Below are 26225 nucleotides of genomic sequence, written 5' to 3' on the forward strand. Positions count from 1 at the left end.
CGTCATTTGTTTCATGAATAATAGAAGGAGGAACCTCCCATGCTCGGACAATTAGCAGAGCAACAACCTGTGCCTGTGCCTGGCGCAAAAATATTAAGCGTAAAAGGGCTCGAGGTCAGCTTCGACGGTTTTAAAGCCTTGCGCAATCTCGACTTTTCCTTGGAATACGGCGAGCTTCGCTTTCTCATCGGGCCCAACGGGGCCGGTAAAACAACGCTCCTGGATGTCATTTGCGGGAAAGTGAAACCTTCGTTAGGTGAAGTTTTTTTCAAAGACACCATTGATCTTGCCAAGCATCAAGAGCATCAAATTGCACAGCTCGGGATTGGACGCAAATTCCAAGCCCCCTCTGTCTTTTCAACCTTAACGGTATTTGAAAATCTAGCCTTATCCATGAAACAAAAGCGCGGACTTCTTAGCGCACTCTGGGCCAAAACGACCAGCGAACAGCGGGATCGCCTGCACCAAAGACTTGCTATGATCGGCCTGCAAAGCAAGGCCAAAGAACGCGCCGGCTCCCTTTCCCACGGGGAGAAGCAGTGGCTCGAAATCGGCATGCTGCTGATGCAGGAGCCTGATCTTCTGCTGCTCGATGAGCCGGCTGCCGGCATGACCGATAGCGAAACCGAGAAGACGGGCGAGCTGCTCCATGAAATCGCAGCGGATCAAACGATTATCGTGGTCGAGCATGACATGGCATTTGTTCGCCAATTTGCCAAAACGGTCACCGTGCTTCATGAAGGTACCGTCCTTCGCGAGGGCACGATGCAGGATATCCAGAATGACGATAGGGTTGCTGAGGTATATCTGGGAAGGAGAGTGGAGCGCGGTGCTTAATCTTCAAAACATCGAAACCGGTTATGGGGAAAGCATGGTCGTTCGCCAAGTAAACATGCTTGTGAAGCCTGGACAGATCGTTTGTCTGATGGGACGCAACGGCGTAGGCAAGTCAACGCTCATGAAAAGCATCATGGGTCTCGTTAAGCCCAAATCCGGTTCCATTCACTATAACGAGCGGGACATCACGACCCTTCCTCCAGATCAGCGCGCAAAATCGGGCATCGGTTATGTGCCGCAAGGCCGAGAAATCTTCCCTCAGTTATCGGTTGAGGAAAACTTGCTGCTCGGTCTCGAAGCCGCGACAGACGGGAGAAAGAAGCTGCCCGAGTCTCTCTTTGACACCTTCCCCGTTCTACGGCAAATGCTTCACCGCAAAGGGGGAGACCTCAGCGGCGGACAGCAGCAGCAGCTGGCAATCGCCCGTGCTCTGGCTGCCGGTCCGAAACTTCTGCTGCTGGATGAACCTATGGAGGGCATCCAACCTTCCATCGTGATGGAGATTGAGGCCATTATCGAATCCATTAAACGGAGAAGAGAGATAGCCGTCTTATTGGTCGAGCAAAGCTTGGAGTTCGCCACGAGCATCGCGGATTATTATTATGTCATAGACCGGGGGACGGTTGCCGCCGAAGGTCATGCCGAGCAGTTGAGCGAAGATCAAGTTCGAAAGCACTTAACCGTATGAATTCGTTCCTGAATGCTCACCCTACCAAAGGAAGCTGGATTACTTGACCTAACTTTAGGCATCAAGTACCATCCAGCTTCCTTTTTTCTTTTTTGAAAAGAAATTGAAATTATTGCCTAAAAACTGGACGGCACAAAATGGATAATGATAACATGTTACATATAGGATCGAATGTTGCGTCCGGCATATCGAGCACCGAGCCTTTTGAAGGAAAAGGAGGGGAACGTTTATGTCTAAAGTTTTAATTATTGAAGATGATCTTAGCATTGGTGAAATGATGTCCATTTATTTGTACGAAGAAGGTTATCAAGTCATGCGGGCGGAGAATGGCCGCCAAGGAGAAACCTTATTCAGGGATTTCAATCCTGATGTCATTGTTCTTGATATCATGCTGCCAGATGTTGACGGAATCCAGCTATGCACTTCCTTCCGAACAGCTTCGACTATACCCATTCTCATGGTTTCGGCCAAAAGTGAAGTTTCCGACCGAATCAAGGGTCTGCAAACGGGAGCAGATGATTACTTATGCAAGCCTTTCTCCATGAGAGAATTAGCTGCAAGGGTACAAGCCTTATTGCGCCGTTCGACCGCTTTTGCCCATGTCGCAGCTGCCGCAGCTGAGCCTTCAACCAATCAGATTGTCTACCTGGATCTCGAGAAACGGTGTCTTTTTGTACATAACAAATTAATTGAGACCACGTTCTCCGAATTCGAGATTATGAAGCTATTATGGCAAAATCAAGGCCGTGTTTACAGCCGCGAGGAGCTGCTCAACCGGGTACGCGGTTTCGATTCCTATGTTACCGAGCGCGCCATAGATGTACATATCGCAAACCTTCGCAAAAAAATAGAAACCGACCCGAAAGAACCGAAATATATTAAAACCGTCTGGGGTGTCGGATATAAATTTTTACTGAGTTAAGCTCCCTTTCGGAGCTTTTTTATTTTGCAGATGAACGGGGAAATCAGTCACCAAATAGGCGAATGCACAATATGATGAGGTGTATGCTTCACAAGAAGAAAGCTTCCACAAGGAAAGCTCCAAGGAGGATTTACAGTTATGTTGAATAACCCTTACAAAATTGGCAATCAGGCGCAAATGCCAACATTCAGCGGAACTCCATACCCAGCCTACCCGGTCCCAACAGCAATTACGAACAAAATGGTTCCTATGCAGCCTAGCGGCTCCACGCTGCCGTCTACAGGAACTGGCCTGCAAACCGGTGTAAACGTACCTGGCTTACCGATGGAAGAATCTTATATCGAGAATATTCTGCGGCTTAATCTTGGCAAAATGGCTACGCTCTACATGACATACGAAAATAACTCGCAATGGAATGCCAAAATTTTCAAAGGCAAGTTGGAAGCAGCAGGACGCGACCATATCATCATCAGCGATCCGGCTACAGGCATGCGCTACTTACTGCTTATGGTGAACCTGGACTACATTACATTCGACGAGGAATTAAATTACTACTATCCCTATGCCAACAGAAAATAATACGGATGCTACACCTTAATAAACCGCTAACCTTAACCAAGGCAGCGGTTTTCTTTTGTTATTCAATCGGGGCAAAATGCCACATATGCAGCTTGCTTAATCCGCCTTTGACCCACTTTTCCCACGCTGCCAGATTGTCCCGCCCTCCGCCTTGCTGCAATCGTTCTTCCTTCATCACGATATATTCATCTCTGCTCACTTCGCTCCAAATTTCTACAAAAAGTCCTGGCTGGTCCGTTCCCTCCAATACCTCCAAACGCCCTTCCCGCTTTTGCCACTCCTGCATATAGATGAGAAAAGAGTCCCGATATTCGGGATTTATGGCATACTCTACAAAAACTTTAGACATTTTTAGATCTCCCTCTGATTTATTTTTTACTCCAAAATGGTAAACTAATAAGAAGACGGAAAATGACCTTAGGAGGAGAAACCCACTTGGACACAGGAACACATCTTGTTATTGGCTTAGGGTTAGCAGGACTGTCGCAGATTGATCCCAGCGTTTCCGCGGATTCAGCCGCTACAACTGCTGTCTTCATCGGAACCGTTATCGGTTCACAGATTCCGGATGTGGACGGGCTGCTTCGTTTCAAGAACAACGCCACGTATATCCGCAATCATCGCGGTCGTTCCCACTCTTTGCCCGCTTTACTGATTTGGACGCTATTGATCACTAGTGCACTCGCTTTATTTTTTCACGGAGTCCCTCTGCTGCATCTAGGAATGTGGGTCGGGATCGCAGTTTGTTTTCACGTTTTCAGCGATTGTTTCAACACATATGGTACACAAGCCATTCGGCCATTTTCTGAAAAGTGGGTATCGTGGAACATCATCCATATCTTCGATCCCTTTATCTTTTCGAGCCACATAGCGGCTATCTTCATGTGGTCCTTCCACGTAGCTAGTCCAAGGCTTGTTTTCCCAACCTTATATGGCATCATCGCCCTTTACTACATTTGGCGCACGCTTGACCATTACATTGTAGAAAAAGGCCTTTACCGGAAGGATCCGACGTTCCAGCATGGCGATCAGTACACACTTATTGTAACATTCAACCTTTACGTCTGGAATGTCGTAAAAAGAAGAGCAGACGGTACTTTCCAGCTGGGCGAGCTGAAGAATTCCAAGCTCAAATGGTTGGATACCGTGAGATGTGAGGATCATCCAGCCGTCGAAGCTTCCAAGAAGCATGAAGACATTCAAGCTTTGTTGTATTTCTCATCGTTCACCTGCGCGGAAGTGAAAGAACATCGCTGGGGTTACGAAGTCAGATGGGCCGATGTGCGTTATCGCCACCGTAAACAATACCCGTTCGTAGGCGTCATCCATATGGACCACAATTTCAAAACGCTCGATTCTTACGTAGGCTGGGTCAACGACACCAGACTGGAGAAGAAACTTCGAGTCGATCTCTATTAAGCGAAGAGACGCGTGCCATGGCGCGTCTTTTTCTTTTCCGTGAAAAAAAGCCCAGAGGTTTTTTAGGCCTCTGAGCTTTTATATTACAATAATCGGGAAAACTAATAACGGGTTATCGCTTCTTAGCTGCGGAAGCCGGATTGGCCAGCCAACGTTTGCTCAGCGATTTGCACTAGACGACGAGTGATGTTACCCCCGATTGAACCTGCATCGCGAGTAGCCATATAGCCCATGTAACCATCTTGAGGAATTTGGATGCCCAGTTCTTGAGCTACCTCATATTTCAATTGATTTAGAGCTGCTGTAGCTTGTGGAACGGCCAAAGTGTTGCTGTTACGAGATTGTGCCATAAGGATCAGACTCCTTTCAGTCAGCTATGATCTTTGATGTATTTGCAAGCTTGCAAACATAGTATGTGGAGGAAATGAATTTATATGCACAGCGCTCAAAAAAGTTTAGAATAAGAAGACACTGTTTAAACTTCTAGAAAGTAGGTCACGTTCATGAGTAAACCGCTCGCGCTTTTATTCGCTATAATCGGCACGCTTCTGCTTGCCTCCATCTCCCTATTTATCGCACTCCGGCAGCCATGGATGATTCTTGTTTGCACGATCATCGCGTTAGGCTTTATCGGTTATGGCTTTGCCGTTAAGGCAAAGATTCGCAAGAGAAATTCCCGGCCGTAACCACGACGGCTGCACAAAAAAAGAGCTCAACAGCGATTAGCGCTGTTTGAGCTCTTTTCGTTTTCTTTTAGATGACTACGAAGCCCATCCGCTTCTTCACTTCAAGCAAGGTTTCGTTAGCGACTTCAGCAGCTTCTTCCGCACCTTTTTTCAAAATATCAAAAATCTCACCGGAACGGCGAATCTCCTGATAGCGCTGTTGAATCGGCTCAAGGACAGCCACGATTTGCTCCGCCAAATCCTTTTTGAACGGTCCGTAACCTTGGCCATCGTATCGGGCTTCAATCTCAGCTACACTCATCTCAGCAAAATGCGAGTAGATCGAGATCAGATTACTAACCTCCGGTTTATTCTGCGGATCGTATTTCACTTCACGGCCAGAATCTGTCACGGCACGGCTAAGTTTCTTACGGATGACAGACGGGTCGTCGAGCATGGCAATGTAGCTTCCAGCATTTGGACTGCTTTTGCTCATCTTCTTGGAAGCATCGTCCAAGGACATGATTCTTGCGCCAATCTCCGGCATATAAGGCTGCGGCATCACGAACATATCGCCAAAACGGTTGTTAAAGCGGTTAGCCAGATCGCGAGTAAGCTCCAAATGCTGCTTCTGATCGTCCCCAACCGGGATCAAATCGGCATTGTACAAGAGAATGTCTGCCGCCATAAGGGATGGATACGTAAAGAGGCCTGCGCCAACGGATTCCTTGCCTTCCGATTTATCTTTGAACTGCGTCATGCGCTCAAGCTCGCCCATGTGCGTCAGTGTGGTCATAATCCAGCCGAGCTCCGCATGTGCGTGAACATGGGATTGCAGGAAGATGGATGCCTTATTCGGATCCAGCCCCGCCGCAATATAAAGAGCAGCAATGGACTCCGTTTGTTCTTTCAGCGCTGCAGGATCCTGCGGCACCGTGATCGCGTGCATATCCACCACCATAAAATAACAACGGTGCAAATGCTGCAGCTTCACATAGTTGCGAAGAGCGCCAATATAATTTCCAATTGTCAGCTGGCCGCTGGATTGCATGCCTGATAATACTCGTTTCATTGTGAAATCCCTCCACATTCCTCATAGTTAAAAAAGACAACAAAAAGGCCTCTCCCCGCAAGGGACGAGAGACCGTGGTACCACCCTAATTTGTCCATGGATAAGCATAAATTGCCGCATAGACCTTCAGGCTCTTGTAACGGAGAGCAGCCGTTCGGCATACTTGTCAGATTCGGATGTTCTTCCGGCCTAGGTTCCGGTAACCTTCATCTGTGTTCAGCCTCAAGCTCAAGGATCCATTCGGTTTGCTCGTTACACCGGTTCGCACCAACCACCGGCTCTCTGAGTAACGGGATACAAACGTACTTGTTCCTGTCATCGCTTATTGATTTTATATAATTATACACCTTGACTTTCCATTGTCAACCAAGGTCTTTGTCCTATCTTTCCCGGCATGGACATAGGATAGATAACATACGATCCTATCATCAACGGGCAAAGGGGTGTCACTACATTGTCATCAACACTATACCGGTGGAGTCTTCCCATCTCCACGGTGATTTGCGCATGTCTTCTCATCCTCATTCTAACGACGAGAGAGCTTCCGCCAATGGCGCCGATCCTGAAAGATATCAAGCATGTATTTGCTGCTTTTATGGACATTTTCCTCGACGCCTTGCCTTTTATGTTCATGGGGGTCCTGCTCTCCACCGTCGTTGAAAACTTCATCCCGGAAGCGTTCATCCGGCGTATGACACCCAAGCACCCTCTTGGCGGCATCCTGTTTGCCTGTGTGCTGGGGATTATGTTCCCACTCTGCGAGTGCGGCATGATACCTTTCGTTCGCCGGCTTATGCGCAAAGGAATGCCTGTGTACATCGCCGTTATTTTCATACTCGTCGGACCGATTCTGAATCCGATCGTGTTCGCGTCTACCTTCATGGCTTTCCGCAGTGCGCCGGAAATGGCTTATTCACGTATGGGGCTCACCTTCGGAGTTGCGCTCGTTGTCGGTCTCCTCCTGACCCGCTTTCTGAAAAGCAGTCCGCTGCGCCACGCCAGTAGCGGGCATGCTACTGAGCACATCCACGTGCATGAGCATCACAGTCACGATCACGATCACGATCATCATCATCATCACCATGACCACGTCCATGCGCATGATCATGCTCATCACCACGATCACGGCCACAACCACTCCCACGGTGACAGTCGAATTGCCACCATGCTAAGTCACGGCACATCCGAGCTGTACGAAATGAGCAAATACCTCATGCTCGGCGCTTTCTTAACCGCGCTCATTCAAACCTTCGTCGCCCAAGACAGCTTATCCGCCATCGGCCAAGGGACCTTCGTCTCTCATGTTTTTATGATGGGTTTTGCCTACTTGCTTTCGTTATGCTCCACAACGGATGCTTTCGTAGCCGCCTCATTCGCCAAATCGTTCTCTCCAGGCTCTCTGCTGGCATTTCTCGTCTTCGGCCCAATGATTGATGTCAAAAGCACGCTGATGCTGTTATCCATCTTTAAAGCCCGTTTCGTGCTTACGCTCTCCATCGTTGTCGCGATTACGGTTTTGACCGGCTCCTTGCTATTTATGCATTTCTTTTTATAAAAAAGCACATAAAAACGGCCAGAGCTTATAAGCCCTGGCCGTTTATTATTTTACCATTTCAGAATAGCTCCGGCACTCGCGTTCGTTACCATTTTCGTGTAACGCGCCAAATATCCGGTTTTAATTTTCGGTTGGAACTCTTTCCAGCTTTCGCGGCGCTTCGCCAACTCTTCATCGCTGACTTGCAAATTGATTTTGCGGCCATCCATATCAACATCGATAATGTCGCCGTCATGAACGAATGCAAGTGGTCCGCCTTCAGCTGCCTCTGGAGACATATGACCGATGGAGATACCGCGGGATGCGCCTGAGAAACGTCCGTCTGTAATCAAGGCAACTTTCGCGCCTAGACCCATACCAACGATTTGGGACGTTGGAGCTAGCATTTCCGGCATACCAGGTCCGCCTTTAGGCCCTTCATAGCGAATTACAACAACGTGGCCTTCTTTCACTTTGCCATTGGCAATGCCGTAAAGCGCCTCATCCTGGGAATCAAAGCAGATCGCAGGACCTACATGACGTCCGCCAACGGATTTGTCTACCGCTCCGACTTTAACGATACTGCCCTCAGGAGCAAGGTTACCGAATAGAACAGCCAGTCCGCCTCTTTCGCTGTGCGGGTTGCTTAACGGACGAATAACGTCCGTATTCTGGATTTCACAACCAGCTACGTTTTCACGAATCGTTTGTGCAGTAACGGAAAGACGATCGCCATCGAAAGCGCCTGGCTTTTTCAATAGCTCGTTAATAACCGCGCTAACGCCGCCGGCTAAATGCACATCTTCAATGTGATAATCGGAAGCTGGAGCGATTTTGGCAAGGTGAGGAACACGCTCTGCCACTTCATTAATGCGAGCAATCGGGTATTCGATGCCAGCTTCAGCAGCGATAGCCAATGTGTGAAGAACCGTATTCGTGGAGCCACCCATCGCCATATCAAGTGCAAACGCGTTGTCAATCGCTTCAATCGTTACGATATCACGCGGTTTAATGTCTTTCTCGATCAAAGTCATCAGTTGTTTCGCGCAGTCTTTCACGAATTGCTTACGCTCTTCAGCAACAGCCAAGATTGTACCGTTACCTGGCATAGCAAGGCCTAGACCTTCTGCCAAACAGTTCATGGAGTTCGCTGTGAACATACCGGAACAAGATCCGCAAGTCGGACAACCATATTGCTCAAGCTCTTCCAGACCAGCTTCATCCAATTTACCCGCTTGGAAAGCACCTACGCCCTCGAAAACGGAGGACAAGGAAATGGATTTACCATTTTTATCTTTACCGGCTTTCATTGGGCCACCGCTGACTAACATCGTTGGGATGTTAACGCGAAGCGCGCCCATGATCATACCCGGCGTAATTTTATCACAGTTAGGAATACAGATAAGACCATCGAACCAATGCGCGTTTACGACAGTTTCCAAGGAGTCCGCAATAATTTCACGGCTTGGCAGGGAATAACGCATACCGATATGACCCATTGCGATACCATCGTCAACACCAATCGTGTTGAACTCGAAAGGAACGCCGCCTGCTTCACGGATCGCTTCTTTCACCAGCTTACCGAATTCTTGCAAATGGACATGCCCAGGGATAATGTCTATATAAGAGTTACAAACCGCAATGAACGGCTTGCCGAAATCTTCCTCTTTAACGCCGGCTGCACGCAACAAACTGCGGTGTGGAGCGCGGTCGAATCCTTTTTTAATCATGTCGCTACGCTGTTTTGGATGAGCCATTCTCTATTCCTCCTAGATTACAATTCTTTTGTAAAAACAATGAATCTATCATATCACACTTTTCGTCAAAATTCTCCCTTTAGTGTACTGACGCGTCAATGTAAAAGCAAGGGTTTATTTTCTGCCAAAATCAGCCTTGATTTCTCCCCACTTTTTCGTGTCCCATTTCACGATCTTATTCGAGTAGCTGTTCGTCCGAAGCCACTTCAACGCCCGGTCAACCAGCGTCCAAATTTCTTCTGTAGAAGCATCCCGAACCAAATTGGTCGAAACTTCCTTTTTGCGAATCCAGCTTAGAGCCGTGACCGAATCGGTATAAATGGTTTTGTTGCTTCCCTGTTTTTGCAAATAAGCCAGACCGTGCACGATTGCTAAGAATTCGCCCAAATTATTCGTACCCTTCGAAATGGGACCTTGGTAAAAAAGAATTTCCCCCGTCCGCGTATCGACTCCCTTGTACTCCACAATCCCCGGATTCCCGGAGCAACCCACATCCACGGACAGGCTGTCATAGTCCACTTCCGGAGCTGTTTCAGGGGTAGCCGATTTATTGCCGGAAGCAGAAGATGACGTCGCGCCAGGCTTTCCACCGAAATTCAGCGATTTCTGCCAGCCTTTCTCCAAAGCTTGACGCGCCTCCGCTTCGGACTCGTATGATTTAAATCTCGCTTGCGGAAATCCTTTGGTCTGCGCCTGACAATCCGCCCATGATCGATAGATTCCTGGCTTATGTCCCACCCAAACGACATAATATTTTACTGCTGCCATCCTATTCACTCCGTCGTTGTTGATGTAATTGATGTACCAGCCCTTCAACTACTTTCACCGTATCTGCAAAATAGGGTCGATAGTCCAACCCTTTGATGAATGCCAAATAGGTTTCTCCGATCTCCAGAACCTCTTTCCTGTAGTGATCAGATGGTATGTTGTGGGTCTCAAGCTCGCGGTATGTGCCGTTTGTTCGCTCTTCAACCGAGATCAGCTGAATTTGCTCCTCCGGCAAATGATGCACGACAAATGAAAATCCCCTGCACTCCGGGTCTCCGCAGCCGCAAACAAAAAAGGGCATTTGCTCCCATTGATCCGGTGGTGCAAAACGATTCGGCTCCGTATCGCTCAGTGCACTGTACAACAGCGCAGGGAGCCCCACATCGACGCATAGCGGCTCTTCAATAATAACGCTGTCGTCAACAGCCATGCGGACATCCGCCTGTATGATTTGCAAGTCTTTATCAAGGGACCAGCCCTTTACAGATAGTTCAAACATGATTTCGCCTCCGCTCTCCCATTGCTTTTCTTATTATAACAAAGACTGTCCAATCCTGCTTTTCCAACGCTCGAATAATTCCCGAAAATTTCCATTAAATTTGATGAGTATATTTTACAAAAGAGATTATACTACCTATTACTGGAGGTGATATCAGATGGCAGGACAATCTCGCAGCAGCAACTCTTTAGTTGTTCCACAAGCTACAGCAGCTTTGGATCAAATGAAATATGAAGTTGCTCAAGAACTAGGTATCCAGATTCCTCAAGACGGTTACTATGGCTACATGACGTCCCGTGATACAGGCTCCATTGGGGGCAGCATCACACGTCGCCTCGTTCAAATTGCTGAACAACAGCTGGCAGGCGGCAGCGCTAACAGATTTAGCAGATAACATCTCTCCCATACTTAAGCAAGTGAGGGCTTTCCTTGAAGTAGCTGTGCTACTGAAAGGAGGTCCTCCTTTTTGCGTCTGGGAACCGAAAGAGGACTGCTCGCAAGAAGCAGTCCCCTCATTTTTTTTTAAGGTTTTACATCATAGATCTTGTACAGATCATCGAGCATGAGATTAGCTGCTTTCACACCGCCAGCTGTATTCCATGTCGCATCGTTCACTTTTACCAATTTATTTTCTTTCACAACTTTGAGGTTTTTCCAAAGCGGATCATTCATCCATTCCTGCTCCTGCTTCGTTCCTTTACCATCGCCAAGCTCATATGTAAAGTAGAACACGCGGTCTGCAGCATCCAATTCCGTCAAACGCTCTTTGGTAATATCCTCAAATGATTTCTCATCGCTTTTCGGATCTGAACGCGGGAATCCAATTTGTTTGAAAATAACACCAGTGAACATATTTCCATAGTAGAAACGTGTTTTACCGCCCATGAAGCGAACTACAGCGATTTTCTCTTTTAGCTTATCGCCGGCTTTGCTTTTGAAATCGTTAATGCGTTTGTCGAAGTCTGCAATAATTTTGTCGCCTTCTGCTTTCTTGTTAAGCGCTTCAGCATACAGGGCGAAGTTACTTTTCCACTCACCGCGTAATGTCTCCGAATAAACCGTTGGAGCAATCGCTTTAAGTTGGTCGTACACTTTCTCATGACGCATTTTGTTGCCGATGATTAGATCCGGTTTCAAGGATGCAATCAACTCCAGGTTTGGCTGTGATTCTCCACCAACTGTTGTTACACCTTGCATATCGGCTTTGATATGATCAAACCATGGATTTCCGTAGTAGGATTCAACAGCACCCACCGGTTTAACTCCAAGAGCAATAAGGGCTTCTGTTCCTTCATTCGTCAAAATAACTACACGCTTCGGCTGCGCAGGTACAGCGGTTTCCCCCATCGCATGCTTAATCGTACGAGGAGCATCGGACTTAGCGGATTCTTGCGGTGCTGCAGATGCGGATGGCTGCGCGCTAGGCTTTTCACCACATGCGGCTAAAACAATAGATACTACAAACATAATGGCAACAAGAGCCCAAGCTCTTTTTAGCTGTCTTTTTTTCCCAAACATCTTACTATGTTCCCTCCACACATTTCAATTAATGATGTGATAACGATTATCATTATCTAACGTACATGGTACTCGCTTCCGCAGGTTCTGTCAATCGAAATTGATAATGATTCTCAAAATCGTTGACTTCCCCTGCCTTTCTCTTTAAAATAAACGAAGCACCTAATAAGGAAGCAGGCACTTATCTATGAATTCTTCAAATAACGAACGTCTATATCCCTTATACAAAGGTATTGGACTGCTAGCGGCACTTATCGTGCTTGCCGGAATGATGGTTTGCAGCGTCAGATTCGGTCTACATAGCTATACTTGGGCACAGGTCATGCAATCATTTGACCATTTAATGAAGCCTTCGAACGAATCCATCATTATTCAGACCGTTCGAATACCCAGAGCGTTAATCGCCGCACTCGTAGGCGGAAGCCTGGCTGTTGCGGGGGCGCTTATGCAAGCAATGACACGAAATCCGCTTGCGTCGCCGAGTATTTTTGGCATTAACTCAGGTGCGGCCTTTGCCATCGTATTGTCTGTTGGATTTTTCAATGTATCTAGTCTCACACAGTTCACATGGATCGCATTTTTGGGTGCTGCTGTGAGTTCAGCCCTCGTCTATGGGCTTGGCTCCTTGGGCAGAGATGGCTTAACGCCGATGAAGATTACGCTGGCGGGCTCAGCGATGACGGCCTTTTTTGCTTCGCTTACCCAAGGCATTTTGCTAGGAAATGGTAAAGCGTTTGACCAAGTCCTCTACTGGCTTGTTGGATCGGTTGAAGGAAGAACCATGGCCATGCTCCAATCGGTCTATCCTTATATCTTAATTGCCTGGATAGGAGCGTTTTTACTTGCGCCGCACATCAACATCCTGTCCATGGGGGACGATGTCGCCAAAGGGCTGGGACAACGCACGATATACGTAAAATTCGTTACCGCAGTCGTTATCGTCGTATTGGCAGGGGGCTCCGTCGCCGTCGCAGGCCCGATTGTTTTTGTCGGAATCATCATCCCGCATATCGTCCGTTTCCTCGTAGGCATCGATTATCGCTGGGTCATTCCCTACAGTGCAATTCTAGGCGGCATCCTGCTCGTTGGCGCTGACGTCATCGCCCGTTTCATCGTTATGCCGAAGGAAGTTCATGTTGGCGTAACGACAGCCATTCTCGGAGTTCCCTTCTTCATCTACATCGCTCGCAAAGGGGGGCTGCTGAAATGAGTCATTCCAATCGACATATGACGTTTCGAAACAAAGGTTTTTCCTATAGAGTCAGCAAGAAATCTCTCCTTGTATCACTGGTCTTGCTTCTAGCAGTCATAATTGTCATGATCCTAAGCACAGGAATCGGCAGTATTTATATCAAGCCAGTTGAGGTGGTACGTGCCGTTTTCGGCTATGGGACGGATCCCAGCAACATGATTGTCCGATCCTTGCGTTTGCCTCGGGTGATTGTCGCTGTGTTAATCGGCGCATCCCTGGGTGTTGCCGGTTCCATCCTGCAAGGAATTGTGCGAAACCCGTTAACTTCGCCGGATACGATTGGTTCGACAGGTGGAGCTACACTCGGAGCGGTTTCCTTTTTCTTCTTTTTCTCGGATAAAATCAGTATTCACTGGCTGCCTGTTGCCGCCATTCTCGGCGCCTTCATCGCTACTTTGCTGGTCTACTTCCTCTCATGGAAAAATGGGATCACCCCGCTTCGCCTTGTCCTGATCGGTACAGGATTCACAGCCGCGATGAGCGCGCTCTCTTATTTGATGATGATATCCGGACCTATCATTCTTGCGAATCAATCGCTAACCTTTATGACTGGGAGCATCTACGGCGTCTCTTGGCAAAAGGCGGTCTACCCCCTTCTACCTTGGGTATCGGTGCTGATCCCGATCATCTTCTTATATGCGCGTCATATTACGGTCCAATCCTTAGGCGAAGACATCGCCCGCAATGTGGGCAGCAGCGTACAACGCCAGCGTTTTCTGCTCATCATCTTGAGCGTGGCCCTATCTGGCGCCGCTGTCGCATTCGGAGGAGCCATTAATTTCATCGGTCTCATGGCTCCGCATATCGCCCGCAAGCTGGTAGGACCCAGCTTCGGATCGCTGATTCCCGTTTCCGCGTTAACTGGTTCCTTACTCCTACTTCTTGCCGATCTGGCGGGACGATTCGTATTCAAACCGCTCGATATTCCAGCCGGCGTGTTCACAGCTGCCATTGGAGCTCCATTGTTTATCTACGTCTTGTATCGCAGCAGAAATCGCGGTTAACAATCAAATACAGCAAACACCCCCGGTCATCCATGCGACCGGGGGTGTTTCTATTATAGGATAAGTGCTAAATCGTCTTGGCCATGCTAGCCATATTATAATTAGTTTCAAACGTAATACTTGCCGACAATATTCCTTGCCTAACCGTGAAATCAAAATAAATTTCTCCATGTGTCCAACTTTTCTTACGCTTCAACGACTCAAGCGCCATCTGACGAAAAGATTGATACTGAATCTCCGTGAGGCCTTTGACCTTAATTTCTGGAAGGACGCCGTCCTTGCTTTCGAACGGGAGATGCTTCACGCCAAATTTGCCAATTTCATTATTCCTGATGTGCACAAACACTGTACCTGAACTTACATGCGATAGCTCATCTTTAATCCTTCTAAACACCAAATCGATTTGTCTTGCAAGTGATATTTGATCTAAACTCATCATCTTCCCCCTTAAGTTTTTAAATTTTACTTATTATGTAAATTACGACTGTAGACCTATTATATCGACATAATTTACAAATTTCAACAATTTATTTTAATATTCTTAAAATTTCTACTATTCTTAATTCACCCTTTATGTATACGACTTGCATCCATCGAATCCGAACGATATTTGTCGAATTTGTGTAGAATATTTCCAGATTCAATGTTATAATTTTCAAACATAGTCCATTATTCCTGCATACATAACAAATTTCGCAAGGGAGTCGGTCAATTTGGATAAAATGTCAACTTTATCTTTCAGAAAGAAATTACAGTTAGGCTGCTACGGGTTAATAGGTTTAAACTGTGTATTTCTGCTAGTCCTTACAATATCATCGGAATGGAATCGCTTACTAGGAATTATTTTCCTGATTTTGCTCCTTGCGTTAAGCTACCCTTTCATTAGATGGTTTGAAAACCAATTGACAGAACCTGTGGCCGACCTGTCCCGCATTGCACTCAACATCTCCAAAGGCGACTTTTCTCAAAAGGTAACGGTAACGTCCGACGATACACTAGGTCAACTTGGCCAGTCCTTCAACAAAATGATCGACAAACTGCGTGATATTCTTCGGGATACAGGCTCCATATCCAAGCAAGTTTTCCAAACCAGCCGCGATATTTACTCCAAGAACGAAAACTTTCGCACGGTCCTGGAACAAGTGAGCATTTCGGCCCATGAGCTGGCTGCCGGTGCCGGTCAAATTTCAGAAGAAGTATCCGGTGTATCGATTACGACCAAAGACATAGAAGTGAAGATTGTCAATTACGCAGGATCCGCTAAGGAAATGAAAGATCGCTCCGATCAGATGATGACGCTGGTTGAGAAGGGGCGTACTTCCGTTGAAAGCCAAGGCGTCGGCATGAAGCGAAATGTGGAAGTCACGCAGCAGGTCTCCGAAACCATTGACATGTTGGCTCGTCAAGCGGCCGGTATTACGAATGTAACGCGCTCCATTTCGGAGATTGCTGAGCAAACGAACCTGCTGTCGCTCAACGCTTCCATTGAAGCCGCCAGAGCGGGCGAGCACGGCCGAGGTTTTGCAGTCGTCGCACAAGAGGTGCGCAAGCTTGCTGAGGAGTCCACGTCCCTTACTCGTGAAGTGTTTGGCTTCGTCAAGAGCATTGAGCAGGGCATCCAGGAAGCCATTCGCAGCATTCAAGTCAACGAAGATGTCGTTAGAAAGCAAACCGTACTTATCGATCAAACAGAAACGGTCTTCGCCCAGATTGTCGATAGCGTTGGTTTTATCTCGGAAGAAATTAACCGCTTTGCCGAAGAAAGCGAACAAATGCTAGTCAGCTCCGAGCAAATTGCTGCTGCCATGGAGAACATCTCGGCAATCACGGAGGAATCTGCTGCAGGAACACAGGAGGTTTCGGCATCCATGAACGAACAAATCTCTACCGTCCAAGGCATTGTCTCTCAGGCTGAGGAGATGACGCGGGTCGTCACACAGTTGCAGCAAACCATTCAAGTGTTCAAGCTGTAAGATTAATCTTATACGCACAAAAGGGATGCCCTGGGGTAGATACAATCTACCTCCAGAACATCCCTTTTTTTCTTTTTAAACCTGAACTTTCGCTTCTGTCAGCCGCATGAATTCCTTCACATCTTGAATCGCCATGTCCACAGCGCTTTGCCAGAAGTCCGGCTCAGTCAGATCGACACCAAGGTGCTTCTGCGCAAGCTCTTCCACGTTCATGCTGCCCGTATCTCTCAGCAGAGAGATATACTTATCTTCGAAAGCCGCGCCTTCTTGCACAGCTCTCGCATAAATACCGGCGCTAAACATATAGCCGAATGTGTATGGGAAGTTGTAGAAAGGCACATCCGTTGCATAGAAATGCAATTTGGCCGCCCAGAAATGCGGATGATAGCTGCTCAGCGCATCTTGGTAGGCAACCTTCTGCGCGTCTACCATCAGCTCATTCAGACGCTCCACACTTACGAGTCCTTGACGACGCTCAGCGTAGAAGTTTGTTTCAAAAATGAATCTCGCATGAATATTCATGAAGAAAGCAATCGCCCGCTGGATTTTATCTTCAAGCAAAATAATACGCTCTTCATCGGTTGAAGCGCTCTTCACAACAGCGTCCGCAACGATCATTTCCGCGAACGTAGACGCGGTTTCCGCCACGTTCATGGCGTACTCTTGCGCGAGGGCTGGCATATCCGTCATAACGTGCTGATGGTAGCCGTGGCCAAGCTCATGCGCAAGCGTTGAGACGTTGTTCAGCGTGCCGCCATACGTCATGAAGATCCTTGTCTCTCCCGCGACAGGGAACGATGTACAGAAGCCCCCTGGACGTTTCCCAGCGCGGTCCTCGGCTTCAATCCAGCGATTCTCGAAGGCTTGCTCCGAGAAGGCGGCTAGCTTCGGACTAAAGCGCTCGAACTGCTCAATAATGAGGCTTGCGCCTTCATCGTACGAAATTTTCTTCGAAGAGTCGCCTAGCGGTGCATCGACATCCACCCACGCCAATTTCTCAACGCCAAGCAGCTTCGCTTTTCGGTTCAAATATTCGACGAAGATCGCTTTATTGCGATCGATGACTTCCCACATGACATTCAGCGTCTTCTCTTCCATGCGATTAATCGCGAGCGGTTCTTTATGTATGCTGTTCCAGCCTCTGTATTTGTACACTTGAAGGCGGAATCCGGCCAGATGGTTCAGCGCTTCTGCGCAGTAATCTTCCTTGTCCGTCCAGGCCTTTTCCCAACTGTCAAACAAAGCAAGCCGTTCCTCACGGTTCTCTGTGTGCAGCTTATTAAACGCTTGGCCGGCGGAAAGTTCAACCGTCTCACCGTCAACCTCCACAGGCATACGGAATTGACCTACGGTAGAATTATACAAGTCGCCCCACCCGTGATAGCCGTCTACGGCCAAATCATTGATTAATGCCTCTTGCTCCGGTGAAAGCTTTTCTTGTGCCAAGGCACGACGTTCATGAAGCGGAAATGCGATCGCTTGGAACGGCTCTTTCTTCAAAATCTCTGACCAAACCGCATCCGGAATACCGGTAAGCACTTGGTCAAAATGTGTGAGTGACGACAGATGCTCAGCGTATAAGCTTTTGACCTGTCCATTCAATACAGGCGCTTTCTTATCCTTCTGATTATCGGCTAGCAGACAGCCTACAAAAGAATCAGCCTCGTGAATATTTTTCAAATTACTCTGGAACAATTCAACCAGCTTCGCAAGACCATCCGTTTCTGCTGCTTGCTGTGGGGATGGTGTGTTCCGCACCTGCTCTTGGAAAGCCGCAATCGAAGCTTGAAGCTCCTTCAGATGTGCTGCGAATGCAGGAGACTCACTTCCACCAGGAAAAAAAGTTTCTAAATTCCACGTTTGATTAAGAGGTAAATGAAGCAAAGCCATCACCTTTCCTTTCCTACTTTCATTAAATCATAAACGGTCTATCAGGAGCAATCATCGTAATCTTCCTCATTGCTTATAGGTAAGAAGTATGATTCAATAAAATAAAGTTCCTGCAAAAAAATCGGAACGGGATGGTGTGATAACAATAATGAAACCGTTACAAATTTCTCCAGAAACAGCCGTCAAATTGGCTGAGCAGCTTAAAGTACCTTTGGAACATCTCATGCATATGCCACAACATATTTTACTTCAAAAATTAGCAGAGCTCGCGAAATCTTCCACTTCGGAAAATAGCGAACCGGAATCGAAGTAAGCTGTGTTGTTTCCTTTTGCCAACACTTGGCCTTATGACATTGTAATGAAGGACGTTTATGTGGCCGAATGTCCGTTTTGCCATAGCTCCAATGTGCTGCTGCCGCTGAAAATCCACGAATTGAAATCCATTCACGAAGGTAAAAAAAAGCTGCTTGTGTTTCCTTGCTGTCACAACAAGCTGACGCTCATTGACACAGACCGCGATTATTTATTGGCGGACACCGCTATACGAACGAAACAATCGTAGCTTTCAAGCGCAAGGAGTAGAAAGAGTTCCTATGAATGAGTATCTCGTTCCTTTGACAAGTGCATGCACGCTAGTCACACTGAATTACGTGGCTATGAAAGTACGAAGCAAGATGCTGACCGATTCCTTCGAGCAGCTTCTTGCGCCTTTGCTCACCGGTCTCGCTTGTATCATCATGATGCTCGAACCTCTGCCTGAGCCGCTCGGTCTCATTGATTTACGCTCCTTGCCAATCTTCATGGCCGGCTTGCGTTACGGCATGCCGATTGCCCTTCTTTCAACCATCTTACCGACGGGCTTCAGCCTCATTTCACATGAAAATCATGCCTGGTTCAACATCGCACAAGATTTGCTCGCTCCTGCACTGATAAGCTCCCTGTTTCATAATAAAGAATACCGCAATGGTTTCTTGGACATACCTATTCGACACGGACTCCAAATATGCACGTATGTTTTTCTCTTGCGCCTCCTGATTCATGGATTGCTCATAAGCCGATTGGCCTGGCCTTATGTCGGTGATCAGCTTTTCATGCTGGCTATCATGTCCGCTACTTTCATTACACTCATTATTATGGTCAATGACGAAAATAAAAGTTGGCGCTTACAACGCCAGATGGAGCTGCAAGCCAACCAAGACAGCTTAACCAAACTTCCTAATCTGCGCAGTTTTATGCCCATTGCCAACAATGCCCTCCATCGAAGGCAAATGTCTATCATGATGATCGATTTGGATAATTTCAAACAATACAATGATCTTTTCGGGCATCTGGAAGGTGATCAACTCCTAAGAGAAATCAGCCATGTCCTTCGGCACCATATCCGTGAAGAGGATTATCTTGCCAGATACGGCGGGGAAGAGTTCATTCTTCTCAGTTCAGAAACCGATCCGATTAAACTTAGCTTATACGCCCAACGCCTATGCTTTATGGCTGCCCAATCGTTCCTTCACAAGAACCAAAACGTCGCAACACCTATTACAATTTCTATTGGCATTTCTACCGCTAAATCGCCCCAGGCTGAATTAACTCAATTGATCTATGAAGCCGATCAAGCCCTCTATGAATCCAAGCGCCAAGGAAAAAATCGGTTCACCCACTACAAGGAACTCCAAGTGCTTGATCAAAAAATGAACGCTTAACTATGCAAGGGATCGCACTCAGGCAATCGCCACATCACATAGGCAAGCGTTCATCTCATTTTTTAAGCGAGCTATTAAGTAGCTTGTTTCATTTCGTCCGGCAGTTCCATACGGATGGCGAGCATATCCTCGCGAGTTACAATCCATTGTTCGCGGCTTGCTCGAATCATCGCAGCGTCCATGATTTTACGGTCGTTAATGATGCGAGAAAACCATTTGACTGCGTCATTGAAACGGCCCAATCTGCGATTGAGTTCCCCCATCAGAAACATGAGCCTTGCATTGTTGAGCTCCATGCCTTCATTTTCATATACGTGCACATACGCTTCCAAGGCAAAAGTCAAGAATCGCTTCTCTTGCTCCCAATCGCCTTTGAATCTGTATAGCCACGCCAAGTGGTGAAGAAGTCCTGCTACAACGCGGGATTTCTCCTCTTTAATTTGCGCGCTGACCAGCGCCAGCTTGTAACCCTGCAGGGTACTCTCCCAAGTTCGTTCGCCGCCAAAGCTGCGCATCGTCCAGTTCTTCGCAATCTTCTCGTGAAAGGCTTCACGTTGCGCTGACTTCCACTTATCCGAAAAGTTTTCCGTATGCGCATAACCGCAGTAAGGACAAATCCTTACGATATAGTAATCAGGGTTGATGCCCTTATAGTGAACGCAGAAATCCGCGTCTGTTTTGCTCGCTTTTTTGAAACTTGGACGAACCTTCATGGATTTGAAGGAATTGTCGCAATACGTACATTTCACTGAAATCTCATACAAAGGTTCAACCATCTTGAAACCCCGCCTCTTCTCTGGAAAGTATAGGAAAGAAGAACTATTCTTCTTCAGGTGTATTCACAAAATGATAAGCGGAACCTTTCAAGCGTTGCAGCAAAAATTCCCGTAGATCTTGCGGCAAACCCACTTCCTCCATAGCTCCTGCCATACAGCCTAACCAAGCGTCTGCACGTTCCACTGTGATAGGAAAAGGCATATGCCTTCCTCTCATCATAGGGTGTCCATGGACATCGGAATACAGCGTCGGACCTCCAAAAAATTGGCTTAAAAACATATATTGTTTATCCATAACGGGTTCAATATCCGAAGGGAACAGGGGCGCCAACAAAGGATTCTTCAGCACTCTAGGGTAAAATGCTTCCACAATCCGTTGAACCGTCTCTGCTCCCCCCATCAATTCATACAGCGTATTGCGTTCTTGCTCTGACATGGTGAGAACCTCTCTGCTCGTAATGACTTAATAGTTTTCTACATCCTCATCCCCTGCATGCATAAGCGTTTCTCGAATGACAAACACGAACATACAAACGACCAAACCGACGATGACACTTGTCATTTGAATCACTCCCGCGGCCTAGGATATAAGACTATTACTAGTCCTATTTTACCATAAATACATTTACATAACAGTACCAAAGTCTAAGTTTTTTAGGCCGGCATGTCTGTCCCATTTCCTTCATATAGTTGAGGAGGAGGTGTAGAGTTCCATGGAGAAAAGAAACTTTACCGCGGCGCTACTTATGGCCTTTGTTGTTATTGCCATTATTCTATGCTTATTTGCCTTCCCTCATGCCGGACTTCAAGCAGCCTTGCGCGGTGTTTCCATTTGGTGGGACGTGCTGTTTCCCGCACTCTTTCCCTTCTTCGTCATCTCCGAAATCATGCTTGGCTTCGGCATCGTTCACTTCTTCGGCACACTGCTGGATCCAATGATGCGCCCCGTCTTCCGTATCCCGGGCATCGGCGGCTTCGTCGTGGCTATGGGCTTCGCAGCCGGGTATCCTGTCGGCGCCAAACTGACGGGCCAGCTATGGACCCAAAAGCTCGTTAACCGCGAGGAAGGCGAACGGCTCGTCGCATTTACAACAAGCTCCGATCCGATTTTTTTGATTGGAGCTGTTTCGATAGGCTTCTTCCATGACGCCTCACTCGCTATCATTCTCGCTGTAGCCCACTACGGAGGCTCTCTCATGATTGGATTGATGATGCGATTCCATGGCAAGAAGAGCCGCCCTACCAAGCAAAAGAGCGCCAACCAAGGCTGGATTTGGAAGCGCGCCTTTGAATCCATGCATGATGCCCGCATGTCCGACGGAAGATCCATCGGTACGCTTCTCAGCCAATCCGTCCTTCAATCGGTAAATTTAATTTTCGTTGTAGGTGGACTTGTTGTCTTCTTCTCCGTTGCCTTGGAAGTCTTAACTCAAGCTAAGGTCATGAATGCCATGTACATGCTCATCGATTCCCTCTTGCGCTTCACAGGACTTCCCCTTGAATTGTCACAAGCCGTCATGAACGGTCTATTCGAGGTGACGATCGGGGCGAAAGCTGCTGGCAATGCTCCTGCTGCACTGGCGCTTTCCAGCAAAGTTGCCATTGGAGCGTTCATTTTATCATGGGGAGGATTGTCGGTGCATGCTCAGATCGTTAGTCTGTTAAGTCATACCAACTTGCGCTATATGCCTTTTTTGATCTCCCGTTTCATCCATGCCTTGCTTTCCGCAGCTATTGTGATTATTTTTTGGGAGCCTTTGCAGGTCTTCCGAGACGCCAAAACGGTTTTCATGCCGCAGTATGATCCAACATCTCCCGTACTCAGCTATCTCAGGCTCCTGCTCCCTATGAGCGGAACCGTTATCTTGGCTGCTTTTACAGTCATTGCGGGGCTCTTTGCTGCATATTCCTTACTTAGACTCGTGTATGAAAAAGTTGGTGGAACAAGATAATAGGGGTAATTACCATGACAATGATAATTACAATCATGATGATAAAAGGGAGTGAACATACCGTATGCAAAACTCCGTCCTCCGAGTAGCCAAAACGTTGCCTACTGCGATTGAACGTTTATCCGAGCTGGCCATTAATCTATGGTTTAGCTGGAACTATGATGCGCTGCAACTTTTTGCACAAATGGATCCTGTCAAATGGGCTCAAAGCGGCCATAATCCCGTTCGTCTCCTATATGAATTGGACGATGCTAAACTTGATGAATTAAGTCATAATGCGGAATTCCTAAACCGGTATCGACAGGTGATCGACAGGTTCGACGCTTATTTAAACGGACCCACCTGGTTTCAAAAAAAACATGGAGATCGAGGCTACGTCAAAGTTGCCTATTTCTCCGCCGAATTCGGCTTCCATGAATCATTGCCGATCTATTCGGGAGGTCTTGGCATTTTGGCAGGCGACCACGCGAAATCAGCCAGCGACTTGGGCATTCCCTTAGTTGGTGTTGGCCTTCTTTATAAAAAAGGCTACTTCACGCAAAAAATCGATGCTTCAGGCGGACAACAAAGCCACTTATACGATTATGACTTTGCCAAACTTCCGATTGCGCCGGTTCTTCACCAAGGCTCACCTCTCACTGTTTCGATTGACATGCCGGGCCGGGCCATCACCTTGCAAATATGGCAGGTGCAGGTCGGACGCAATCGGATTTATTTACTCGACGCCGATCATGCAGCCAATCAGCACGCGGATAAAGAGCTGACCGCACAGCTATACGGCGGGAATCAGGATACACGAATTGCGCAAGAAATCGTGCTCGGCATTGGCGGCGTCAAAGCGCTTCGTGCGCTGGGCATTTACCCCAATGTGTACCACATCAACGAGGGTCATGCAGCTTTCCTTACTTTGGAGCGATTAAAAGATCTGCTGCATCTTGGTCTGCCTTTTCATGTGGCCGTCGAAACTGTCCGCTCGGCTACCGTCTTTACCACACATACACCCGTTCCTGCGGGGCATGACACGTTCTCGATCGGGATGGTGGAGCATTATCTCGGTCCGCTGTTCAGCGAGCTGTCACGCCATAAGCAGGCGATTATAGCACTCGGACTTGACCATCATACAGGCCAATTTAATATGACGCATTTGGCCATGAATACGGCCGGACTCCGCAATGGCGTCAGTAAGCTGCATGGGCAAGTTTCCCGTGAAATGTTCAAAGAATTTCATGGACACATTGATGCTAGCGAAGTCCCCATCGGTTCCATTACGAATGGTGTTCATTTGGAAACGTGGACAGCTTCAAGCTGGAAAGAACTGCTGGACCGCTTCCTGCCCGGCACATGGCGAGAAGAGCAAGCCAACAAGCACCAATGGCAGCAAGTGGAGGTCATCCCCGATGAATCCATCTGGAAAGTGCACCAGCAGTTGAAAGATGATTTAGTGAGCTTCGCTCGCCAGAATTTGATGGAGCAGCGCAGGCGCAATGGAGAATCCGAGCAGCGGATTGAAGAAGTTAGACATTATTTGAATCCAAAAGCTTTAACCATCGGATTCGCGAGACGATTTGCCACCTACAAGCGGGCTAATCTTATTTTTAACGATTTGTACCGGCTTAAGAAATTAATTAATGACCCTGAACGGCCGGTCCAGTTCATTTTTGCCGGCAAAGCTCACCCTGCCGATTATCCTGGTCAAGAGCTTATCCGTGAAATTTACCGTGTTTCGAAAATGAAAGAATTCGAAGGTAAAGTCGTGATGCTCGAAAATTATGACATCAATATGGCTCGTTATCTCGTACAGGGTGTAGACGTCTGGCTGAATAACCCTCGAAGACCCCTTGAAGCCAGCGGAACTAGCGGGCAAAAAGCGGCAATGAACGGTGTGCTTAATTTTAGCGTGCTGGATGGTTGGTGGGAGGAAGGCTACAACGGAACGAACGGTTGGGCGATTGGTTCCACAGGTACGGCCGATTGGGCTGTGCAGGAGAAAGAAAATACCCAGTCCATTTATCACATTCTGGAGAAAGAAATTATTCCCTTGTACTACAACCAAGGAAGTCTCCCTCATCAATGGATTAGCCGGATGAAGCGCTCTATCCAATCGCTCAGCCCTATATATAACACACACCGCATGGTACAGGATTATACGGAAGAAACCTATTTGCCGACAGCGGATCGAGCACGCTTATTTGTGGCTAATCATTATGAGGTTGCGACGAAGGTTGCCGATTATAAGCTGTTCATCCGTAATAACTGGTACCAAGTAAAAATCATTGGGATCGATGACCGCTCTGCCAAATTATCTACGGAAGTGCCCTTAAGTGAAATCAAACCAACCACTAAGGAAGTGAGCGCGCAGATTTATTTCGGATCTATTTGGCCGCAGGATACAGCGGTAGAGATCATTTATTACGAAGACAACGGTGAAAAATGGGAACAAAGAATCATCCCGATGGAGTCATCAGGCGAACTGATTGAGCATGTGCAGAGCTATAAAGCAAGCATACCCGGACATCTCGTCCATGGGCCGCACTTCTCCATTCGCGTTCGACCTATTTCGACAAATTTTGCCCATTCTTTTGAGCTTTCACTTGTAACGAGCACATTATCATGGCAATAAATGTATGAATCCCTCTATTAAGCCCCTTTTGGGGCTTTTCTTATTTTCTTTTATAAATTATTATGAAAAGAGAACTTACGGTATGTGTATGCGTTCATGAATGCAAATCTAACCACTTGGTGATGCTATGGATTGGAATAAGGCACTAGAATTGGCATATATCGCACCGAACTCCGATTGTCATTTGATTGTTGTCGGTGAGTCCAAAGATGGACAGCCTTTTTGCTATGAAGATAATTTCTACATTGATAAAATTGGAGAAGATTCCTTCACAGTTTGTTTAGAGCTCGTCGGCGTGTTTCCATTCGACAAACTTGAACATGTTTCTTTTATTGAATTTTCTTTTAAAGACCGTGGAATTTTATACTATACGCACGTGGAGTTACTTCAACTTGAGTTAAAAAAAGCGATTTGTTACCTCACGCTATCTATTCCCGAAGAGATTCAGCAGCATCAGAACCGACAGCACAACCGGGCCAAGATCTCCCTTCGAACACCCATTACCCTTCAAATTGTCGGCATTCGCGGCTTATCCGCACGCAAGGGCGTCGCTTTCTCCGGACAGCTGCTTGATATCAGTGCAGGGGGTCTTTCTTTTGTTACGACAAATCGGCTTTTTTATCCCTTATTTCTGGAATTCAGCTTCTTACTATCAGGGTTTCCCCAGCCCATTACCGCTTATGGCGAAATCATAAGGGTGACAAATTTCAGCAACGATTCCTATCGTGTCGCTGCCAAATTTCGGCATACACCTGAATCTATCCTGCAAGAAATTGACAAATACTGCACGCTTCAATAGG

The 26225-nt window shown here is 47.3% G+C and carries 28 protein-coding genes and 1 other annotated feature; of the genes, 17 read left to right on the forward strand and 11 right to left on the reverse strand.

Features of this window, described 5'->3' with window-relative positions; all coding sequences use genetic code 11:
- Positions 1–39: 39 nt before the first annotated feature.
- The 4 genes from urtD to gerQ all read left to right on the forward strand — a co-directional run bounded on the left by urtD (position 40) and on the right by gerQ (position 3026).
- Entirely contained in the window at positions 40–837 is a 798-nt protein-coding gene (gene urtD, locus PCH02S_RS11300; RefSeq protein ID WP_127452992.1) for an urea ABC transporter ATP-binding protein UrtD, read from the forward strand.
- On the forward strand, positions 830–1525 hold the full coding sequence (gene urtE, locus PCH02S_RS11305; RefSeq protein WP_164819523.1) for an urea ABC transporter ATP-binding subunit UrtE: 696 nt from the start codon (positions 830–832) through the stop codon (positions 1523–1525). The genes urtD and urtE overlap by 8 nt, the downstream gene beginning before the upstream one ends.
- A gap of 229 nt (positions 1526–1754) precedes the next feature.
- A complete protein-coding gene (locus tag PCH02S_RS11310) occupies positions 1755–2447 on the forward strand; it encodes a response regulator transcription factor (protein WP_127452996.1) in 693 nt (230 codons plus the stop codon).
- Between the two features lie 138 nt (positions 2448–2585).
- A complete protein-coding gene (gerQ, locus tag PCH02S_RS36390) occupies positions 2586–3026 on the forward strand; it encodes a spore coat protein GerQ (protein ID WP_246069035.1) in 441 nt (146 codons plus the stop codon).
- Positions 3027–3084: 58 nt separating this feature from the next.
- Here gerQ and PCH02S_RS11320 read toward each other — a convergent pair whose 3' ends face one another.
- The gene (locus PCH02S_RS11320) at positions 3085–3375 is read right to left on the reverse strand and encodes a hypothetical protein (RefSeq protein ID WP_127452998.1); all 291 of its coding nucleotides are present in this window, start codon (positions 3373–3375) and stop codon (positions 3085–3087) included.
- 86 nt (positions 3376–3461) lie between these two features.
- Between PCH02S_RS11320 and PCH02S_RS11325 the strand changes: the two genes are divergently transcribed.
- Entirely contained in the window at positions 3462–4445 is a 984-nt protein-coding gene (locus PCH02S_RS11325; protein WP_127453000.1) for a metal-dependent hydrolase, read from the forward strand.
- Between the two features lie 122 nt (positions 4446–4567).
- On the opposite strand, the gene PCH02S_RS11330 is transcribed toward PCH02S_RS11325, so the two are convergent.
- Entirely contained in the window at positions 4568–4795 is a 228-nt protein-coding gene (locus tag PCH02S_RS11330) for a small, acid-soluble spore protein, alpha/beta type (RefSeq protein ID WP_127453002.1), read from the reverse strand.
- Between the two features lie 153 nt (positions 4796–4948).
- Between PCH02S_RS11330 and PCH02S_RS11335 the strand changes: the two genes are divergently transcribed.
- Positions 4949–5131, forward strand: coding sequence for a DUF5325 family protein (locus PCH02S_RS11335; protein WP_127453004.1), 183 nt, complete (start codon positions 4949–4951; stop codon positions 5129–5131).
- A 67-nt stretch (positions 5132–5198) separates the two neighbouring features.
- Here the strand turns inward: PCH02S_RS11335 and trpS are convergent, their stop codons facing one another.
- Complete coding sequence (gene trpS, locus PCH02S_RS11340; RefSeq protein ID WP_127453005.1) at positions 5199–6182, reverse strand: tryptophan--tRNA ligase; 984 nt, start codon at positions 6180–6182, stop codon at positions 5199–5201.
- A gap of 57 nt (positions 6183–6239) precedes the next feature.
- Positions 6240–6510, reverse strand: a binding site (T-box leader).
- A 126-nt stretch (positions 6511–6636) separates the two neighbouring features.
- Between trpS and PCH02S_RS11345 the strand changes: the two genes are divergently transcribed.
- Positions 6637–7737, forward strand: coding sequence for a permease (locus PCH02S_RS11345; protein ID WP_246069036.1), 1101 nt, complete (start codon positions 6637–6639; stop codon positions 7735–7737).
- Between the two features lie 50 nt (positions 7738–7787).
- Here the strand turns inward: PCH02S_RS11345 and ilvD are convergent, their stop codons facing one another.
- The 3 genes from ilvD to PCH02S_RS11360 form a co-directional block, all read right to left on the reverse strand.
- Positions 7788–9473, reverse strand: a complete 1686-nt coding sequence (ilvD, locus tag PCH02S_RS11350; protein WP_127453007.1) for a dihydroxy-acid dehydratase — start codon at positions 9471–9473, stop codon at positions 7788–7790.
- A gap of 114 nt (positions 9474–9587) precedes the next feature.
- Positions 9588–10241 (reverse strand): ribonuclease H, encoded by a 654-nt coding sequence (gene rnhA / locus PCH02S_RS11355; protein WP_127453009.1) that lies wholly within the window; start codon positions 10239–10241, stop codon positions 9588–9590.
- A 1-nt stretch (position 10242) separates the two neighbouring features.
- The gene (locus PCH02S_RS11360; protein ID WP_127453011.1) at positions 10243–10740 is read right to left on the reverse strand and encodes a hypothetical protein; all 498 of its coding nucleotides are present in this window, start codon (positions 10738–10740) and stop codon (positions 10243–10245) included.
- 157 nt (positions 10741–10897) lie between these two features.
- On the opposite strand from PCH02S_RS11360, the gene PCH02S_RS11365 reads away from it, so the two are divergent.
- Positions 10898–11134, forward strand: a complete 237-nt coding sequence (locus tag PCH02S_RS11365) for an alpha/beta-type small acid-soluble spore protein (RefSeq protein ID WP_127453012.1) — start codon at positions 10898–10900, stop codon at positions 11132–11134.
- A gap of 128 nt (positions 11135–11262) precedes the next feature.
- Here PCH02S_RS11365 and PCH02S_RS11370 read toward each other — a convergent pair whose 3' ends face one another.
- Entirely contained in the window at positions 11263–12258 is a 996-nt protein-coding gene (locus PCH02S_RS11370) for an ABC transporter substrate-binding protein (RefSeq protein WP_174806768.1), read from the reverse strand.
- A gap of 187 nt (positions 12259–12445) precedes the next feature.
- Between PCH02S_RS11370 and PCH02S_RS11375 the strand changes: the two genes are divergently transcribed.
- Both PCH02S_RS11375 and PCH02S_RS11380 read left to right on the forward strand, forming a co-directional pair.
- Complete coding sequence (locus PCH02S_RS11375; protein WP_174806769.1) at positions 12446–13468, forward strand: FecCD family ABC transporter permease; 1023 nt, start codon at positions 12446–12448, stop codon at positions 13466–13468.
- The gene (locus PCH02S_RS11380; RefSeq protein WP_127453014.1) at positions 13465–14514 is read left to right on the forward strand and encodes a FecCD family ABC transporter permease; all 1050 of its coding nucleotides are present in this window, start codon (positions 13465–13467) and stop codon (positions 14512–14514) included. Before PCH02S_RS11375 ends, PCH02S_RS11380 begins: the two co-directional genes overlap by 4 nt.
- 67 nt (positions 14515–14581) lie before the next feature.
- Here PCH02S_RS11380 and PCH02S_RS11385 read toward each other — a convergent pair whose 3' ends face one another.
- The gene (locus tag PCH02S_RS11385; RefSeq protein WP_127453016.1) at positions 14582–14950 is read right to left on the reverse strand and encodes an O-methyltransferase; all 369 of its coding nucleotides are present in this window, start codon (positions 14948–14950) and stop codon (positions 14582–14584) included.
- 466 nt (positions 14951–15416) lie between these two features.
- Between PCH02S_RS11385 and PCH02S_RS11390 the strand changes: the two genes are divergently transcribed.
- Complete coding sequence (locus PCH02S_RS11390) at positions 15417–16487, forward strand: methyl-accepting chemotaxis protein (RefSeq protein WP_307719930.1); 1071 nt, start codon at positions 15417–15419, stop codon at positions 16485–16487.
- 75 nt (positions 16488–16562) lie between these two features.
- On the opposite strand, the gene PCH02S_RS11395 is transcribed toward PCH02S_RS11390, so the two are convergent.
- Complete coding sequence (locus PCH02S_RS11395; RefSeq protein ID WP_127453217.1) at positions 16563–18377, reverse strand: M3 family oligoendopeptidase; 1815 nt, start codon at positions 18375–18377, stop codon at positions 16563–16565.
- A gap of 148 nt (positions 18378–18525) precedes the next feature.
- Here PCH02S_RS11395 and PCH02S_RS11400 point away from each other — a divergent pair, with 148 nt between their 5' ends.
- From PCH02S_RS11400 to PCH02S_RS11410, 3 genes are read left to right on the forward strand one after another with little or no spacing between them, the layout of a single operon-like run.
- Entirely contained in the window at positions 18526–18690 is a 165-nt protein-coding gene (locus PCH02S_RS11400; protein WP_127453020.1) for a YycC family protein, read from the forward strand.
- Between the two features lie 6 nt (positions 18691–18696).
- Positions 18697–18939 carry a hypothetical protein gene (locus PCH02S_RS11405; RefSeq protein ID WP_127453219.1) on the forward strand — a complete coding sequence of 81 codons (243 nt, stop codon included), beginning with the start codon at positions 18697–18699 and terminating at the stop codon, positions 18937–18939.
- A 31-nt stretch (positions 18940–18970) separates the two neighbouring features.
- Positions 18971–20077, forward strand: a complete 1107-nt coding sequence (locus PCH02S_RS11410; protein ID WP_127453022.1) for a GGDEF domain-containing protein — start codon at positions 18971–18973, stop codon at positions 20075–20077.
- A 74-nt stretch (positions 20078–20151) separates the two neighbouring features.
- Here PCH02S_RS11410 and PCH02S_RS11415 read toward each other — a convergent pair whose 3' ends face one another.
- Both PCH02S_RS11415 and PCH02S_RS11420 read right to left on the reverse strand, forming a co-directional pair.
- A complete protein-coding gene (locus PCH02S_RS11415) occupies positions 20152–20853 on the reverse strand; it encodes a DUF2225 domain-containing protein (RefSeq protein WP_127453024.1) in 702 nt (233 codons plus the stop codon).
- Positions 20854–20896: 43 nt separating this feature from the next.
- Positions 20897–21289, reverse strand: coding sequence for a globin domain-containing protein (locus PCH02S_RS11420; RefSeq protein WP_127453026.1), 393 nt, complete (start codon positions 21287–21289; stop codon positions 20897–20899).
- A gap of 277 nt (positions 21290–21566) precedes the next feature.
- On the opposite strand from PCH02S_RS11420, the gene ylbJ reads away from it, so the two are divergent.
- From ylbJ to PCH02S_RS11435, 3 genes are all read left to right on the forward strand, one after another.
- Positions 21567–22805: a sporulation integral membrane protein YlbJ gene (gene ylbJ, locus PCH02S_RS11425; RefSeq protein ID WP_127453028.1), complete on the forward strand. Its 1239-nt coding sequence runs from the start codon at positions 21567–21569 to the stop codon at positions 22803–22805.
- Positions 22806–22869: 64 nt separating this feature from the next.
- On the forward strand, positions 22870–25425 hold the full coding sequence (gene glgP, locus PCH02S_RS11430; protein WP_127453030.1) for an alpha-glucan family phosphorylase: 2556 nt from the start codon (positions 22870–22872) through the stop codon (positions 25423–25425).
- Positions 25426–25552: 127 nt separating this feature from the next.
- A complete protein-coding gene (locus PCH02S_RS11435) occupies positions 25553–26224 on the forward strand; it encodes a PilZ domain-containing protein (protein ID WP_127453032.1) in 672 nt (223 codons plus the stop codon).
- The last annotated feature ends 1 nt before the right edge of the window (position 26225 follow it).

Origin of the sequence: Paenibacillus chondroitinus NBRC 15376, assembly GCF_004000765.1 — a bacterium.
Lineage (GTDB): Bacteria > Bacillota > Bacilli > Paenibacillales > NBRC-103111 > Paenibacillus_E > Paenibacillus_E chondroitinus.